Source organism: Janthinobacterium agaricidamnosum, assembly GCF_003667705.1.
In the GTDB taxonomy this organism is placed as follows: Bacteria; Pseudomonadota; Gammaproteobacteria; order Burkholderiales; family Burkholderiaceae_D; genus Janthinobacterium.
In genome coordinates this window covers 6,127,495-6,143,944 of record NZ_CP033019.1, presented here as the reverse complement: position 1 = coordinate 6,143,944, position 16,450 = coordinate 6,127,495, and the positions used below count along the sequence as shown (strand labels likewise).

Annotated in this window: 13 protein-coding genes; all 13 read right to left on the bottom strand. The window is 62.3% G+C overall.

The window, feature by feature from the left end:
• Positions 1–2: 2 nt before the first annotated feature.
• Complete coding sequence (gene yjfF, locus D9M09_RS27715; RefSeq protein WP_070289435.1) at positions 3–977, bottom strand: galactofuranose ABC transporter, permease protein YjfF; 975 nt, start codon at positions 975–977, stop codon at positions 3–5.
• Positions 974–2,059, bottom strand: coding sequence for an ABC transporter permease (locus D9M09_RS27710; protein WP_205602313.1), 1,086 nt, complete (start codon positions 2,057–2,059; stop codon positions 974–976). The genes yjfF and D9M09_RS27710 overlap by 4 nt, the downstream gene beginning before the upstream one ends.
• Entirely contained in the window at positions 2,056–3,609 is a 1,554-nt protein-coding gene (locus D9M09_RS27705; RefSeq protein WP_240453499.1) for a sugar ABC transporter ATP-binding protein, read from the bottom strand. Before D9M09_RS27705 ends, D9M09_RS27710 begins: the two co-directional genes overlap by 4 nt.
• Before the next feature lie 9 nt (positions 3,610–3,618).
• Positions 3,619–4,593 (bottom strand): ABC transporter substrate-binding protein, encoded by a 975-nt coding sequence (locus tag D9M09_RS27700; RefSeq protein ID WP_121670845.1) that lies wholly within the window; start codon positions 4,591–4,593, stop codon positions 3,619–3,621.
• Between the two features lie 161 nt (positions 4,594–4,754).
• Positions 4,755–5,780 carry an arabinan endo-1,5-alpha-L-arabinosidase gene (locus D9M09_RS27695; RefSeq protein WP_121670844.1) on the bottom strand — a complete coding sequence of 342 codons (1,026 nt, stop codon included), beginning with the start codon at positions 5,778–5,780 and terminating at the stop codon, positions 4,755–4,757.
• Between the two features lie 65 nt (positions 5,781–5,845).
• Positions 5,846–7,396 carry an alpha-N-arabinofuranosidase gene (locus D9M09_RS27690; RefSeq protein ID WP_121670843.1) on the bottom strand — a complete coding sequence of 517 codons (1,551 nt, stop codon included), beginning with the start codon at positions 7,394–7,396 and terminating at the stop codon, positions 5,846–5,848.
• Between the two features lie 232 nt (positions 7,397–7,628).
• Complete coding sequence (locus D9M09_RS27685; RefSeq protein ID WP_099408093.1) at positions 7,629–8,396, bottom strand: SDR family NAD(P)-dependent oxidoreductase; 768 nt, start codon at positions 8,394–8,396, stop codon at positions 7,629–7,631.
• A gap of 75 nt (positions 8,397–8,471) precedes the next feature.
• Positions 8,472–10,049: an aldehyde dehydrogenase (NADP(+)) gene (locus D9M09_RS27680; protein WP_121670842.1), complete on the bottom strand. Its 1,578-nt coding sequence runs from the start codon at positions 10,047–10,049 to the stop codon at positions 8,472–8,474.
• Positions 10,046–11,038 carry an AraD1 family protein gene (gene araD1, locus D9M09_RS27675; RefSeq protein WP_121670841.1) on the bottom strand — a complete coding sequence of 331 codons (993 nt, stop codon included), beginning with the start codon at positions 11,036–11,038 and terminating at the stop codon, positions 10,046–10,048. The genes D9M09_RS27680 and araD1 overlap by 4 nt, the downstream gene beginning before the upstream one ends.
• A 12-nt stretch (positions 11,039–11,050) precedes the next feature.
• Positions 11,051–12,793, bottom strand: coding sequence for an IlvD/Edd family dehydratase (locus D9M09_RS27670; RefSeq protein ID WP_121670840.1), 1,743 nt, complete (start codon positions 12,791–12,793; stop codon positions 11,051–11,053).
• A 200-nt stretch (positions 12,794–12,993) separates the two neighbouring features.
• The gene (locus tag D9M09_RS27665; protein ID WP_121670839.1) at positions 12,994–14,064 is read right to left on the bottom strand and encodes an aldose epimerase family protein; all 1,071 of its coding nucleotides are present in this window, start codon (positions 14,062–14,064) and stop codon (positions 12,994–12,996) included.
• A 16-nt stretch (positions 14,065–14,080) separates the two neighbouring features.
• On the bottom strand, positions 14,081–15,028 hold the full coding sequence (locus D9M09_RS27660) for a glycoside hydrolase family 43 protein (protein WP_121670838.1): 948 nt from the start codon (positions 15,026–15,028) through the stop codon (positions 14,081–14,083).
• Positions 15,029–15,052: 24 nt separating this feature from the next.
• Positions 15,053–16,405: an MFS transporter gene (locus tag D9M09_RS27655; RefSeq protein ID WP_121670837.1), complete on the bottom strand. Its 1,353-nt coding sequence runs from the start codon at positions 16,403–16,405 to the stop codon at positions 15,053–15,055.
• Between the last annotated feature and the right edge of the window lie 45 nt (positions 16,406–16,450).

The window sequence follows — 16,450 nt, the reverse complement described above, 5'->3', positions numbered from 1 at the left end:
GATTAACTCCCGTTGGTATTTTTCTGGCCCATGGCCATCAGTCTTTGCACGACGCAAAAGACGAACAGCAGGCCGCCGATGACGATCTTGGTCCACCACGAACTGAGCGTGCCGTCGAAGGCGATCAGGGTCTGGATGGTGCCCAGCACCAGCACGCCGGACAGGGCGCCCGCCACATAGCCGTAGCCGCCGCTGAGCAGGGTGCCGCCGATGACGACGGCGGCAATCGCGTCCAGTTCCGTGCCTTGCGCATGCAAGCCATAGCCGGACAGCATGTAGAACGAAAACAGCACGCCGCCGAGCGAAGCACAAAAGCCGCTGAAGGCATAAATGAAGACCTTGGTGCGGCCCACGGGCAAGCCCATCATCAGGGCCGACTGCTCATTGCCGCCGATCGCATACACGGCGCGGCCGAACGGCGTGGCGTGCGCCAGCCAGATGGCCAGCAGCAAGGTCAGCACGGCGATCACGACGCCGGGCGAGACGAAGCCGCCGAGAAAGCCCAGTTGCGTCTGCGACATGGCGACGAACAGCGGATCGTCGATAGTGATGGAATTGATGCTGATCAAGTAGCACAGTCCGCGCGCCAGAAACATGCCGGCCAGGGTGACGATGAAGGGCTGCAATTTGAAGTAATGGATCAGCGCGCCCATGCCGGCGCCAAACACGGTGCCCAGCGCCAGCACGGTGACGATCACCAGGAGCGGCGGCCAGTGCGCCACGTTCAGCAGCCAGGCGGCGATCATGGTCGACAGGGCCAGCACGGAACCGACGGACAGGTCGATGCCACCGGAAACGATGACGAAGGTCATGCCGACGGCAATCACCAGCAAAAAGGCGTTATCGATCAATAAGTTAAAAATGACTTGCGTCGACAGCAGGCCCGGGTAGGCGGCGCCGCCCAGGCCCAGCATCACCACCAGCAGCAAGACCGTGACGAGCGAGGTGAAATACGGGGTGTGCAGCAAGCCCTTCATGCTTTTCTCCGATGCAGCAATTGCTTGAATTCCGACGATTGCGACAGGCAGACGAGGAACACGACGACCGACTTGACGACCATGTTCACTTCGGGCGGCACACCGAGCGAATAGATCGTGTAGGTCAGGGTCTGGATGATGAGGGCGCCTATCATGCTGCCGACCAGGCTGAACTTGCCGCCGGCCAGGGACGTGCCACCCAGGGTGACGGCCAGGATGGCGTCCAGTTCCAGCATCAGGCCCGCATTGTTCGCGTCCGCGCTCTTGATGTTCGAGCTGATCATCAAGCCCGACAAGCCCGCGCAGGCGGCGCAAAACACGTAGACGAAAAAGATCAATGTCGCCGTCCTGATGCCCGCCAGGCGCGCGGCGACGGGGTTGATGCCGACGGCCTGGATGAACAGGCCCAGGGCCGTTTTGCGCATCAGCAAGGCCGTGATGATAAACACGGCCGCCACGAGGAACAGGGAGAACGGCAAGCCGAACAGGTAGCCGCTGCCGATGAAAAAGAACGGTTGATAGTAGACGGTGACGATCTGTCCATCCGTCAGCAATTGCGCCAGGCCACGCCCCGCCACCATCAGGATCAGGGTGGCGACGATGGGCTGCAAACCGAGACCGGCCACCAGCACGCCATTCCAGGCGCCGCACAGCAGGGCCGCGCCCAAGGCCGCCGCCAGGGCCCAGCCCATGGGGATGTTGCTGACGTAAGTGGGCACACCGTTGTCCATCACCATGGTGCCGCCGATCAGCATGGCGGCCACGGTGCCCGACAGGGCCACGACGGCGCCCACGGAAATGTCGATACCGCGCGTGGCAATCACGAGGGTCATGCCCAGCGCGGCCAGCATCAGGGGCGCGGCGCGGTTGACGATGTCGATCACGCTGCCGTACAAATGACCATCGCGGATTTCCAGGTGGAAAAAGCCGGGGATGGCAAAGAAATCGACCAGCAGCAGCAAGCACAGCGCGGCCACGGGCCGGCTCAGGGGGTGGTGTAAAACGGTATGCACAATGGAAGAATCCGTGGTGGCAGCCGCCCGCGCCGCAGGGGCGGCGGGCGACGGTGTGGTCATGCTCATGCTGTCTCTCCGGCAATCACTTGCAGCACGGAACTGTCATCGAGCTCGCCGCGCGCATAGTCGCCGCACGCCTTGCGGTCGCGCATGACCAGAATACGGTCGCTGCAGCGCAGCACTTCGGGCAGTTCGGACGAGATGAACAGGATCGCCATGCCCTTGCGGCACAGTTTGCTGACATAGCTCATGATTTCCTGCTTGGCGCGCACGTCGATGCCGCGCGTCGGTTCGTCGAGAATCAGCATGGCGGGCGAGGTCACCAGCCAGCGCGCCAGCAGGGCTTTTTGCTGATTGCCGCCCGACAGGCTGCCGATGGGCGTCTCGATGCTGGCCGTCTTGATGCCCAGCGCCTTCACATATTCGTCGGCCAGCGCCTGCTGGCGTTTGAACGGGATGGCGCGCAGCAAGCCCGTGCGGGCTTGCAAGGCCAGGATGATGTTTTCGCGCACGGACAGCGACAAAATTGCCCCCTCGTGCTTGCGGTCTTCCGAGCAGAAACCGATATCGCGGGCAATCGCGTCGCGCGGCACGGTGAACTGGCGCGGCTGGCCCTGCATGGTGATCGTGCCCGAGTCCGCCTTGTCGGCGCCGAACAGCAAGCGCGCCAGTTCCGTGCGGCCTGAACCGAGCAAACCCGCCAGGCCCAGCAATTCACCCTGGCGGATGTGGAAATCCATGGGCAGCAAGGCGCCCTTGCGGCCCAGTCCTGTTGCTTCCAGCACAGTCGGGCTGAAGCTGGCGGCGCCCGCTTCTTGCGCCAGATCCAGTTCTTGCGCCTGCGTATCGGCCGCCACGCCGATCATCTTGTTCACCAGCGCCAGGCGCGACAGTTCGCTGCACGCATACTCTCCTTCGCGCTCGCCATTGCGCATGACCGTGATGCGGTCGGAAATGGCGTAGGTCTGGTCGAGAAAGTGGGTCACGAACAGGATCGCCATGCCCTGCTCGCGCAGGCGGCGCAGCACGGAAAACAGCAGATGGACTTCCGCCTCGTCCAGGCTGGACGTGGGTTCGTCGAGGATCAGCACGCGGGCAGAAATATTCAGCGCGCGCGAAATGGCCACCATTTGCTGGATGGCCAGCGGAAAACTGGACAGTTGCGCCGTGACATCGATATCGATCTGCAATTGCTGCAGCAAGGCACGCGCCTGTTGCTGCATGGAACGCCAATCGATCGGGCCAAAGCGGGCACCGAAGCGGCGCGGGTAGCGGCCGATAAAGATGTTTTCCGCCACCGACAGGTTCGGACACAGATTGACTTCCTGGTACACGGTGCTGATGCCGAGCGCCTGCGCATCCGAGGTGGAGGCGGGGGCGATGGGCTTGCCGTCAAACAGAATCTGGCCGCTGTCGGGCGTGTAGACGCCCGTCAGCACCTTGATCAGGGTCGACTTTCCCGCGCCGTTCTGCCCCATCAGCGTGTGCACTTCGCCCGGATACAGGCGCAGGGCAACGTCGCTGAGGGCTTTGACGCCGGGAAAGGATTTGCTGATGCCGCGCAACTCCAGCAAGGGAGCTGGCGCGGCAGAGTGATGCGCTTGCGTGTTCATCATGCGGCAAGCTTAGTACTTACGGTTCGGAAATTCCTTGGCGGCCACCTCGGCAGGGAACACGCCTTCCACCGTCGTGATGCGCGCTGGCACGGGTTTACCGGCCACCACATCGCGGGCGATGGACATCAGTTGCGGGCCCAGCAGCGGGCTGCATTCGACGGTGACGTTCAGTTTGCCGGCGATCATGGCCTCGAACGCGCCTTTGACGCCATCGATCGAGATAATGATGATGTCCTTGCCCGGTTTCATGCCCGCTTCTTCGATGGCCTGGATGGCGCCGATGGCCATGTCGTCATTGTGCGCGTAGAGCACGTTGATCTTCTTGCCTTCGGCCTTGAGGAACGCTTCCATCACTTCCTTGCCCTTGGCACGCGTAAAGTCGCCCGTTTGCGAACGGATGATCTTCAGCTTGGGATTCTTGCCGATGACTTCCTGGAAGCCTTCCTTGCGATCGATGGCCGGCGCGGAACCGACCGTGCCCTGCAGTTCGACGATGTTCAGTTGCGCGTCCGGGGTTTTCTTGGCATAGTCCAGCAGCCATTGACCGGCGCGGCGGCCCTCTTCCACGAAGTCGGAACCGATGAAGGTCACGTACAGCGATTTATCGGCCACGTTGACAGCGCGGTCGGTCAGGATGACGGGAATCTTGGCAGCCTTGGCTTCGCGCAACACCGTATCCCAGCCCGATTCCACGACCGGCGAGAAGGCGATCACGTCGACCTTTTGCGCGATGAACGAGCGCAGGGCCTTGACCTGGTTTTCCTGTTTTTGCTGCGCATCGGCAAATTTCAGAGTGACGCCATCTTTCTTGGCCGCCTCCTTGATGGAGACGGTATTGGCGGTGCGCCACTCGCTCTCGGCGCCTACCTGCGAAAAGCCCATGACGAGGGGCTTGGCGGCAAACGCGGACGAGGTAGCGAAGGTGGTGGCGGAAGCGGCCAGCAGCATGGCGCTGGCGAGGAGTGTGCGGCGTGTCAATTTCATTCTTGTCTCCAGTTTTTTTTTGGAATACCATCACAGCCGGATGCCGGATGGGCGGTTTTTTATGAACCCATGGTAGGAGAAAGCAACATAGCCATCCAATCAATTCTTTTTCGCTTGCGATACCGATTTACGTATCACCTGCCGCCCATCACCTGGTCCGTTTACCGTTTGGCGGCCGGCAATTCGCGGCTCTGGTAGCGGTTCAAGTCGCGCGGGTCCACCTGCGGCCAGCCGTCCTTGTCCCACGTCATGGGCAATATCTTGAGCTTCTGCAAATAGTTGTCCGCCGTTTCGTAGGCGTGCAGCACCAGGTAATCCTTGCCGTCAAACGTGTAGGCGCTGTTGTGGCCCAGTCCCTGCCAATCCTTGTCGCCTTTCAATACCACCGTGCCGCCGCCCTGCGCCATGTCGCGGCCATCCTTGTCCAGATACGGCCCCGTCACGCTCTTGGCACGGCCCACGGCCAGGTGATACGTGCTTTTTTCCTTCTGGCAGCACAAGCCCCAGGAGACGAACAGGAAGTATTCATTGCCGCGCTGAAAGATGAACGGCGCCTCGATTTCCTCGGGCGCGGGCTTGAATTCGCCCGCCCGTGGCGGCAGCGGTACGCGGCGCGCCAGCGAATGCCACTCTTGCGGTTCCGCAATGGTTTTCCAGTCCGCGTTGAGTTTCACCAGCTTGATGCCGTTCCAGAACGAGCCGAAGGCCATCCACGGCGTGCCCTTGGCATCGGTGACGATGTTCGAATCGATGGCGTTCCACTCGTCGCGCTCGGGCACCGATTGCAGCAGCATGCCCTGGTCGACCCAGCGGTAATCGGACGAGCGGGGATTCAGGGTGGTATTGACGGTCACGCCGATGCCGGAGGTGTTCTTGCCGAAGCCGGACACCGAGTAGTACAGGTAATATTTGCCGTCATGGAATTGCACGTCGGGCGCCCAGATATGATCGTCAAACGACGGTGCGGCCGTCTTGGCCCAGGTCGGCTGGCCCGCGAAGACGCGCCCTTCCGGCTGCCAGTCGCGCATATTCTTCGAGCTGTAGAAGGTGATGCCGGGACCCGTGCTGTACAAATAATACGTGTCGCCTTCCTTGGCCATCACGGGGTCGTGCACGCTGACCTGGGCCGCCTGGACGGGGCTGAAGGCAAGCATGGCCGCCAAGGCCATCATTGTCGAAAATTGCATCGTGTTCTCCACATGGCCAGCCGGCCCGTCATGCGGGCCGGCTGGATACCTCAAAATCGGCAGGTTTACTCGACCGCCACCACCACCACCGCCTTGGCGGGCACCGACACGGTCAGCTTGCCGCCCTGCGCCTGGGCATTGAACGCCACCGGCTGCACGGCTTGCGGCTGCGCAAAGCTGTTGACGGCATCCATCTTGCCGGCGGTCAGCACGCGGCCCGTGACCTTGGCCGCCGGCTTGCCGGCCAGGGCCACGCTGACGTCGACGGCCTTGTGCGGGTTCGTGTTGACCAGCGACAAGTACACCTTGCCATCCTTGCCGCGCGCGGCCGAGGCGCTCACTTCGGGAATGCTGACCTTGCCCAGACTGTACTTGCCATTGCCGCTAATGGCAACCGGCAAGGACGTGGCATCTTGAAACGGCACGTACATTTCAAACGCGTGATACGTAGGCGTGAGGAAATATTTGTCCTTGTCCGTGATGATCATGGCCTGCAGCACGTTGACCATTTGCGCGATATTCGTCATGCGCACCCTGTCCGCGTGGGCATGGAAGATATTGAAGTTCAGGGCGGCGACGAGCGCATCGCGCAAGCTGTTTTGCTGGAACAGGAAACCCGTGTTGGTGCCCGGCTCCACGTCGTACCAGGTGCCCCATTCATCGACGTACAGGCCCGTCTTTTTCGACGGGTCGTTCTTGTCGATGGCGGCGAGATTGTTCTTGATCAAGCTATCGATGCGCAGGGTACGGCTCAGGGTGGAAATCCACTCATTTTCGCCAAAGCCCGTGGCCGCGCCCTTCTTTTCCCACACACCGGTCGGCACCGTGTAGTAGTGGAAACTGATGGCATCCATCATGTTCGGCTTGATCTCGCGGCTCAGGGTGCTGGACCAGCTGATGTCGTCGTCATTGCCGCCGCTGGCGATGAATTTCGGGCGCGCGCTTTCCGGCGTCTTCATGAAGGTGTGATAGTGCTTGTACAGGTCGGCATAGTACTGCGGGCGCATGTTGCCGCCGCAACCCCACGCTTCATTGCCGATGCCAAAGTAATCGACCTTGTACGGCTGCGCGCGGCCATTCTTGCGGCGCAACTCGGCCAGGGTCGATTTGCTGTCCGACGTCATGTATTCGAGCCATTCGGACATTTCCTGCGGCGTGCCGGAACCGAGGTTGCCGTTGATATAGGTCTGCGCGCCCAGCAACTCGGCCAGGTCGAAGAATTCATGCGTGCCGACGGCGTTCGACTCTTCCACGCCGCCCCAGTTGGTGTTGACCTTGGTCGGGCGCTGGGCGCGCGCGCCGATGCCATCCTTCCAGTGGTATTCATCGGCAAAGCAGCCGCCCGGCCAGCGCACCAGCGGCACGTGCAACTGTTTCAGCGCACCCAGCACGTCATTGCGCCAGCCCTTGGTGTTCGGAATGCTGGACTCCGGCCCCACCCACATGCCTTCGTAGATGCCGGTGCCCAGATGTTCGGCGAACTGGCCGTAGATGTTCTTGTTGATCACGGAACCGGGCCTGGCCACGTCGATGGTGACATTGACGGGCGCGGCAAAAGCGCTGCCGACGGCCATGGCCAGGCTGAGGGCCACGATGCTGGTATGGATGAATTTCATGCTGTCTCCTGTTTTTTAGTGAAAAGCAAGGGCCGGGGTCAACCCCGGCGCAATCTGGATGTGACGATGCCTCTCCTGCCGCGGGGTTGGGGCGGCAGGAGCGGTGCTGCAATGGAGGTAGCGGTTTGGCCGCGGATCAGTCCGCAGCCGACAAAACGCCCAGGGCTAGGCGCAGCGTCGAAGACAGTACGCTAGTACGGCGAGACGCTGCAACAACGCCCTGGACGTTTTGTCAGACCCAGCCGGCGTCGACGATGAATTCTTGACTGGAGCACATCGCGCCGTCGTCCGATGCAAGGAACAACACCATGGCGGCGATGTCCTGTGGCATCAGTTTATTGGGCAAGCACTGGCTTTTCTTGATTTCCGCTTCGGCCGCGTCGTCGACCCACAGGTCGATCTGGCGCTGCGTCATGACCCAGCCGGGCGTGACCGTGTTGACGCGGATATTGTGAGCGCCGTAATCGCGCGCCAGGCCCCGCGTGAGGCCCACAACGGCAGCCTTGGTGGTGGCGTACACAGGATAGCCGCCCGACTTCATGTGCCAGGAAATCGAGCTGACGTTGATGATGGAGCCGCCGCCCCTGCGCTTCATGCCCTCGAACACGGCCTGGCAGGTGAAGAACATGGGACGTTGATTGATCGCAATGCGCTCGTTCCAGTATTCCAGGGTGACGTCCTGCGCCTGGTGGCGCTGGTCGTTGGCGGCATTGTTGACGAGGATATCGAAGTCGCCCAGCTTCTGCGCCAGTTCCGCCATGACGGCTTGCAGGGAAGCAATATCCGTGATGTCGCAATGGCGGAACAGTGGCGCCGTCAGGCCCGCTTCAGCCAGGCGGCGGCACAGGGCCTCGCTCGCTTCCACGGCGATGTCGACAAACGCCACCAGCGCGCCCTGGGCGGCAAACTCCGCCACCAGGGATTCGCCGATGCCGCTGCCGCCGCCCGTGATGAACACGCGCTTGCCCTGCAAGCTGCCATATTTCGCCAATTGCTTCATCTTGTCTCCACCTGTTTATTTTTATGTACACGTGCACCACAGCGTACCGCATTCGATATGCGGCTCGCCGTGTTGTTATTCCTTGCCCAACACGCCGTCCTTGCGGCGCCAGATACTGAGCGGATTATCATCGCGCAGCGACTCCGGCAGCAAGTCCTGCGGCAGGTTCTGGTAGGACACGGGGCGCAGGAAGCGGTTGATGGCCGCCGTGCCTACCGAGGTGCTGCGGCCGTCCGAGGTGGCCGGGAACGGGCCGCCGTGCACCATCGCCGTCGACACTTCCACGCCCGTCGGGAAACCGTTGGCCAGGATGCGGCCCACGCGGCGTTCCAGCACGGGCAGCAAACGGTGCGCGTCTTCCAGGTCGCCCGCATCCATCTGCAGAGTGGCCGTCAGCTGGCCTTCCAGGCTTTCCGTGATCGCCAGCATTTGCTCCATGTCGCGGCACGCCACCAGCAGGGAGGCGGGACCGAACACTTCGTCGCGCAGATCGTGCCTGGCCAGGAAGGCCTCGCCCGAGGTGACGAACAGGGCGGCGGCGCCCTTGCCTTCCTCGCCCGTGTTTTGCACCAGCGGCGTCACATCGGCGTGCTGCGCCAGCGCGGCGACGCCCTTGGCATAGCTGCTGGCGATACCAGCCGTCAACATGGTGGCGGCCGGTGCCGGCGCCAGCGCTTCGGCGGCGGCGGCGGCAAAGGCCGTGAAGTCGGCACCTTCCAGGCCCAGCACGAGGCCGGGATTGGTGCAGAACTGGCCCACGCCCATCGTCAGCGACGCGGCAAAACCGCTGGCAATGGCCGCGCCACGGGCGGCCAGGGCTTGCGGCAGCACAAACACGGGGTTGATGCTGCTCATTTCCGCATAGACGGGGATCGGCTGCGGACGTTCCGCCGCCACCTTCATCAGGGCGATGCCGCCCGAACGCGAACCCGTGAAACCGACAGCCCGAATTGCCGGATGGGCGACCAAGGCCTGGCCGATGCCATTGCCCGTACCCGTCAGCAAGGCAAACACGCCTGCCGGCAGCTTGCAGATGGCAATCGCTTTCACGATGGCGCGCGCCACCAGCTCGGACGTGCCCGGATGGGCCGAATGGGCTTTCAGGACGACAGGGCAACCGGCAGCCAGGGCCGAGGCCGTATCGCCGCCGGCCACGGAGAAGGCCAGCGGGAAGTTACTGGCCGCAAACACGGCGACGGGGCCCAGGCCGATCATGCGCAAGCGCAAGTCAGGACGCGGCGGCACGCGGTCCGGCAGCGGGCTGTCGATACGCGCATCGGTCCACGAGCCTTCGCGCAGCAAGCCGGCGAACAGTTTTAATTGACCGACGGTGCGGCCGCGTTCGCCTTCCAGGCGCGCGCGAGGCAAGCCGCTTTCCGTCATGGCGCGCACGATCAAGTCATCGCCCAGTTCGCCGATTTGCGCGGCGACGGTGTCGAGGAAGTCGGCGCGCTGCGCATCGCTGGTGGCGCGGAACGGGTCGAACGCGGCTTGCGCCAGACGGCAAGCTTCGTCGATTTGCGCTACGTCAACCATGTGGAAGGCGGGCGCGATGTGTGCGCGCGCGGCCGGGTCCCACGCTTCGAAGGAGCCGCCATTGCCCTTGACGGCGACGCCGCCGATCAATGCATCACCGGTGATATTGAAACTCATAATGTGCTCACTTTCGCAAATTCGGTTGGGAAGACGTCGAGGCGGTTGCGCAAGGCAGGGCCAAAGGCCGGCGCTTCGATTTCAAAGGTTTCGCCCGGCGCCACGCTCACGCCATCGGCAAAGCTCAGGGTGGCCGTGCCGAAGAAGTGCACGTGCACGTCGCCAGGGCGCTTGAACAGCGGATACTTGAAGTGATGGTGCTCGAGGTTGGCGATCGTGTGCGACATATTGTCTTCGCCGCTGACGAACGCTTTTTCCCAGCGCACATTGCCGGCCGCGTCGAGCACGCGCGAGGTGCCGTCTATGTGCGCGGGCAATTCGCCCACCAGCAGGGCCGGGCCCACGCTGCAGACGCGCAGCTTCGAGTGGGCCAGGTACAGATAGTTCTGGCGTTCCGTCACGTGATCCGAGAATTCATTGCCGATGGCGTAGCCGACCCGGTAGGGCTGGCCGTCGTCGCCGATCACGTACAGGCCGGCGATTTCCGGCTCTTCGCCGCCATCGAGGGCAAAGTCCGGCATGCGCAGCGGCTGGCCGCCAGCGCGCACGATGGAGCCGTCGCCCTTGTAGAACCACTCGGGCTGGGCGCCGGCCGTGCCGTCAGCGGGCTTGCCGCCTTCCACGCCCAGGCGGAACATTTTCATCGAGTCGCTCAAGGATTCGGCGTCGCCGCCGATCTTCTTGTGCATGGCGTCGCGCGCGCCGGCGCTGCCCAAATGGGTCAGGCCCGTGCCCGTCACGTAGCAGTGCGCCTCGTCGGCATGGTCGAGCGGCGGCAGCAGGCGGCCGCTGGCGGCCACGTCCGCATACGCATGCGTGGCGTTGCCGACGCTGGCGTTGACCAGTTCCGCCAGATTGATACGCTTGCGGATGGCGTCTTGCGCCAGCGCATACGTCGTGTTGTAGCCTTCAATGACGCGGATCTGGTCGTCTTGCAGCAGGCCGACCAGGCGGCCGCCATGTTCATTCGTAAATTGCAGCAACAGCATAATGGTCTCCGCTTAATGTGAGTGGCGCGGCACGGCGGAACCGCGATTGCCGACCAGGAAGTCGAAATCGCAGCCTTCATCGGCCTGCAACACGTGTTCGATGTACAGCTGCTGGTAGCCGCTCTTCGGTCCGGGCGCGCTGCCCAGCTCGCGGGCCGCCAGGCGCTCGGCGATTTCCGCGTCGCTGATGTCGATGTTCAGGCTGCCGGCGTGGCAATCGAGGGCGATCATGTCGCCGTCGCGCACAATGCCCAGCGGGCCGCCCGCCATGGCTTCCGGCGCCACGTGCAGCACGACGGTGCCGTAGGCCGTGCCGCTCATGCGCGCATCCGAAATGCGCACCATGTCGGTGATGCCTTGCGCCAGCAGTTTCGGCGGCAAGCCCATATTGCCCACTTCCGCCATGCCCGGATAACCTTTCGGGCCGCAGTTCTTCATGACCAGCACGGAGTTCGCGTCGACGTCGAGATCCGGATCGAGGATGCGCGATTTATAGTGCTCGAAATCCTCGAACACGACAGCCTTGCCCCGGTGCTGCATCAAATGCGGCGAGGCGGCCGACGGTTTCAGCACGGCGCCGCGCGGTGCCAGGTTGCCGCGCAACACGCAAATGCCGCCATCGGCCAGCAATGGATTGTCCAGGGTGCGCACCACTTCATCGTTGTAGATCGGCGCTTCGACGCAGTTGTCCCACAGCGACTTGCCATTGACGGTCAGCGCGTTCTTGTGCGGCAGCAAATCGCCCTCGCCCAGGCGGCGTATCACGGCCGGCAAGCCGCCCGCGTAGTAAAACTCTTCCATCAGGAAACGGCCCGACGGCAGCAAGTCGACGATGGTCGGCGTGCCGCGGCCCGTCTTGGTCCAGTCTTCCAGTTCCAAAGGCACGCCGATGCGGCCGGCAATCGCCTTCAGGTGGATCACGGCATTGGTCGAGCCGCCGATGGCCGCGTTGACCTTGATGGCGTTTTCAAACGCCTCGCGCGTCAGCACTTTCGACAGGCGCAGGTCTTCGTGCACCATTTCAACGATGCGGATGCCCGACATGTGCGCCAGCACGTAGCGGCGCGAATCGACGGCTGGGATGGCCGCGTTGTGCGGCAAGGACGTGCCCAACGCTTCGGCCATGCTGGCCATCGTCGAAGCCGTGCCCATGGTGTTGCAGGTACCGGCCGAGCGCGACATGCCCGATTCGGCCGACATGAACTGGTGCAAGGTGATCGATCCCGCCTTCATCTGCTCGTGCAGCTGCCATACGGCCGTGCCGGAACCGATGTCCTTGCCATTGAGTTTGCCGTTCAGCATGGGGCCGCCGCTGACGACGATGGTGGGAATGTCGACGCTGGCCGCGCCCATCAGCAATGCCGGTGTCGTCTTGTCGCAGCCGACCAGCAGCACGACGGCGTCCATCGGATTGCCGCGGATCGATTCTTCCACGTCCATCGAGGCCAGGTTGCGCGTCAGCATGGCTGTCGGGCGCAGATTCGATTCGCCGTTCGAGAAGACGGGGAATTCCACGGGGAAACCGCCCGCTTCCAGGATGCCGCGCTTGACGTGTTCGGCCAGCTGGCGGAAATGCGCGTTGCAGGGCGTCAGTTCGGACCAGGTATTGCAGATGCCGATGATGGGCTTGCCGTGAAATTCGTGGTCAGGTATGCCCTGGTTTTTCATCCAGCTGCGGTACATGAAGCCGTTCTTGTCCTGCGAGCCGAACCACTCGGCCGAGCGCAGGGCTACCTTCTTTTTTGTCTCAGACATGCCATTCTCCTGGTTGTGCCATGCCGGATCTAAGGTCGTCGGCCCGGGCAGCGATGTTGGAATACTAAAGAATCCTGCCATGCCTTTCCAATCAATTTTTAATGCGTTCCGATATCGAAAACGATATCGGCATGCCCCAATGAAAACGCCCTGCGGGCGCATGGCGGCAGGGCGTGGAAGGTTTTTGGGGTCTGCGACGATTATTCTGCGGAAAACCGATAGACCGTTTCCGTCTGATACACCTCGCCCGGGCGCAAAATGGTGTTCGGGAAATGCGACTGGTTCGGCGAATCCGGGAAATGCTGGGTTTCCAGGCACAGCGCGCCGCGGTAAAGGATGGGGCCCTGCTTGCCGTGCTGGCTGCCGTCGAGGAAATTGCCGGAATAAAACTGGATGCCCGGTTCCTGCGTGTACACCTGCATCACCCGACCCGAGGCGGGATCGCGCACGGTGGCGGCCAGGTTCAGCTGCTGGCCCGGCTTTTGATTGAGCACAAAGTTATGGTCATAGCCGCGCCCGATGCGGATCTGTTCATGCGGCAGGGCTATGTTGTCGCCGATGACGGTACTCTGGCGCAAGTCGAACGGCGTGCCCGCCACGTCCGCCAGTTCCCCCGTGGGGATAGACCCCGCATCGACGGGCAGGTAGCGGTCCGCGTTGACGGACAGCGCGTGGCCGAGGATAGTGCCCTGCCCCGCCAGATTGAAATAGCTGTGGTTAGTCAAGTTGATGGGCGTGGCCTGGTCCGTGACGGCGTGGTAGCGCAGGCTCAGCGCATTGTCGTTGTCCAGTGCATAGGTCAAGGTGACGTCGAGCTTGCCCGGGTAGCCATCTTCACCGTGCGGGCTGCTGCGCGTGAACGTGATGCCCACGGCATCGTCCTTCGTGAACGGTTCAGCCTGCCACATGACCTGGTGAAAGCCCTGATTGCCGCCATGCAAGTGATTCGGTGCGTTGTTGACGGCCAGCTGATATTCCTTGCCGTCGAGACTGAAACGGCCCTCGGCGATGCGGTTGCCGTAACGGCCGATAACGGCGCCCAGAAACGCACTGTTGGCCAGATACGGCTCGAGGCGATCAAAACCTAGCACCACGTCGGCAAAGCGGCCATCGCGGTCAGGCACGTGGATTTCGCTGATGATGGCGCCAAAGTCCAGCACTTTCACTTGCATGCCCTGGCGGTTCGTCAGGGTAAAGGCCGTCACTTGCTGGCCATCGGGCAGGACGCCGAACGGCGCTTGCGTCACTGAAACAGAATCAACTGGGGTCATGGCGTCGGGTCCGGAGTTACAGGGTCGAGGAGCGGCCAAACACGGGCATGCCCTGCGCATCCCAGCGCAGCGGTTTGACAAACGTGTGGCGGTCCGGGTTCCACAGCGGGTCGCCGACGATTTCCGTGTAGGTGCGGGCATGGTACACCAGCAATACGCCATCGCCATCGGCGGCCGTGGTAAAACTGTTGTGGCCGGGGCCGTAGATGCCGTGCTCGTAGCAGGTGGCAAACACAGGCGCGGGCGACTTCGTCCACGCTGCCGGATCGAGCAGGTCGGCCGTGTCATCGGCCCACAGCAGGCCCATCGCATAGTTTTCATCGGTGGCGCTGGCCGAATAGCTGATGAATATCTTGCCATTGCGTTTCAGCACGGAGGGTCCCTCATTGACCCAGAAGCCGCGGATTTCCCAGTCGAATTCCGGCTTGCTCAGCATCACGGGCGGGCCGGCCAGCTGCCACGGCGTGGCCATCGGTGCGATGTACAGGTTCGAGTTGCCCTCGATGGCCACATCCTTCTGCGCCCACAGGTAGTACAGCACGCCGTCGTGTTCGAACGTGGTGGCGTCCAGGCAGAAGGTGTCGATGCCCGTATCGATCTGGCCCATGAATTCCCACTCGCTTTCCAAGGGGTTGGCGTTGGCATTGCGGATCGCATACATGCGGTGCTGGAACAGTTTATGTTTGATTTCGCGGCTCGGCGCGGCGGCGAAATACACATACCAGGCGCCCTGGTTGAAGTGCAGCTCCGGCGCCCACACCAGTTCGCTGTACGGCCCCGTGTCCGGCTTGTGCCACACGTCGACCGTTTGCGCGTCGGCCAGGCCGGCGATGCTGTCGGCGCGGCGCAGTTCGATGCGGTCGTACTGCGGCACGGACGCCGTAAAGTAATAATAGCCGTCGCTGTGGCGGTAGATATGCGGGTCGGCGCGCTGTTCGATCAGCGGTTTCAAGACGTCTGCCATGTTGCTTACTCCATTCAATTGTTCTTACGTGGCAACAAAGCCACGCTTGTGCATTTCCACTTTCACACCCGTGTAATAGCTGTCGCTGATGCGGTACTTGAACATCAGCAAGCCCATCAACAAGTGGAAGAAGCCGGGGATGATCGACAGCATCAGTGCGATGCCGTTCAGGGCGAATTGCGTTTGCTCATGGTTGGGCTGGTAGTCGAAATACGCGAGCAGCACGCCCACCAGGCCACCTGCCACCGCCATGCCCGCCTTCTGGCAGACGGAAATGCCGCCAAAGGCAAAGCCGGAGACGCGCTTGCCCGTCTTGACTTGACCGTAATCGATGGTTTCCGCGATGGCCGACCAGAACACGGGCGCATGCAAGTCCACGACAAAGGAGAGCAGGAAATACAGGGCGAAGGCCAGCACGGTGTCGCTCGGTTTGACGAAGAAATAGATGGCCAGGCTGATCAGCGCGACGCCGATCTGCGTGTAGCGGAACAGCTTGACCTTGCAGTAGAACTTGGTGATCCAGGTCGAGGCGATCATGGCCAGAATGGCGGCCACCACGCCCGTGGTCAAAAAGGCGGCCACCGTTTCCGTATTGCCGCCCAGATAGTATTTCGCGTAATAAATGGCGACGGAGCCGCGCACCACATAACCGATGGTGCCCGTGACGCACACGCCGCACAGCACCAGCCACTGGTCGTTCTGCAGCAGCACTTTCAATTGGTCGAGCAACGATTGCTTTTCCACCACGTGCACCACGCGCTCGGTGGTGGAGAAATAGCAGAACAGGAACAGGGCCACGCCCATGACGGCCATCACGGCCATGGCCGCCTGATAGCCGACGGCCGGGTTGCCGCCGCCCCAGCGCTGCGACAGGATCGGCACGACGATGGTCACCATGAAGGCGCCGATCTTGGCGAAGAACAGGCGGTAGCCATTGGCCGACAGGCGGTCCTGCGGGTCGCTGGTCAGGCCGCTGATCAGGGAAATGTAGGGGATGCCCACGCCGGCCGTCATGATGGTCATCAGGATATACGTCGAATATGCCCAGATCAGCTTGGCGTCATACTGCCACTCGGGCGTGCTGAAGACGAAGAAGACGCTGACGCCGTACGGCACGGCCAGCCACAGCAGATACGGGCGGTAGCGGCCCGAGGCAAAGCTGTAGCGATCGGTGATCTGGCCCATGACCAGGTCGGCGATGGCGCCGATGACTTTCACGGCCACGAACAGCAGTGCCAGGTCCGTGGTTTTCAAGCCATAGATATCGGTATAGAAAAAGGTAATGATCAACATCATCGACGAGATGACGACATTGAGCGCCATGTCGCCGGCGCCGAAGCCGACCTTTTCAACGGTGGATAATTTTTGCGTCTCCATGCTTTCCGTCCATTCTTTTGATGATGAATCGTGTCTGACTGCCAA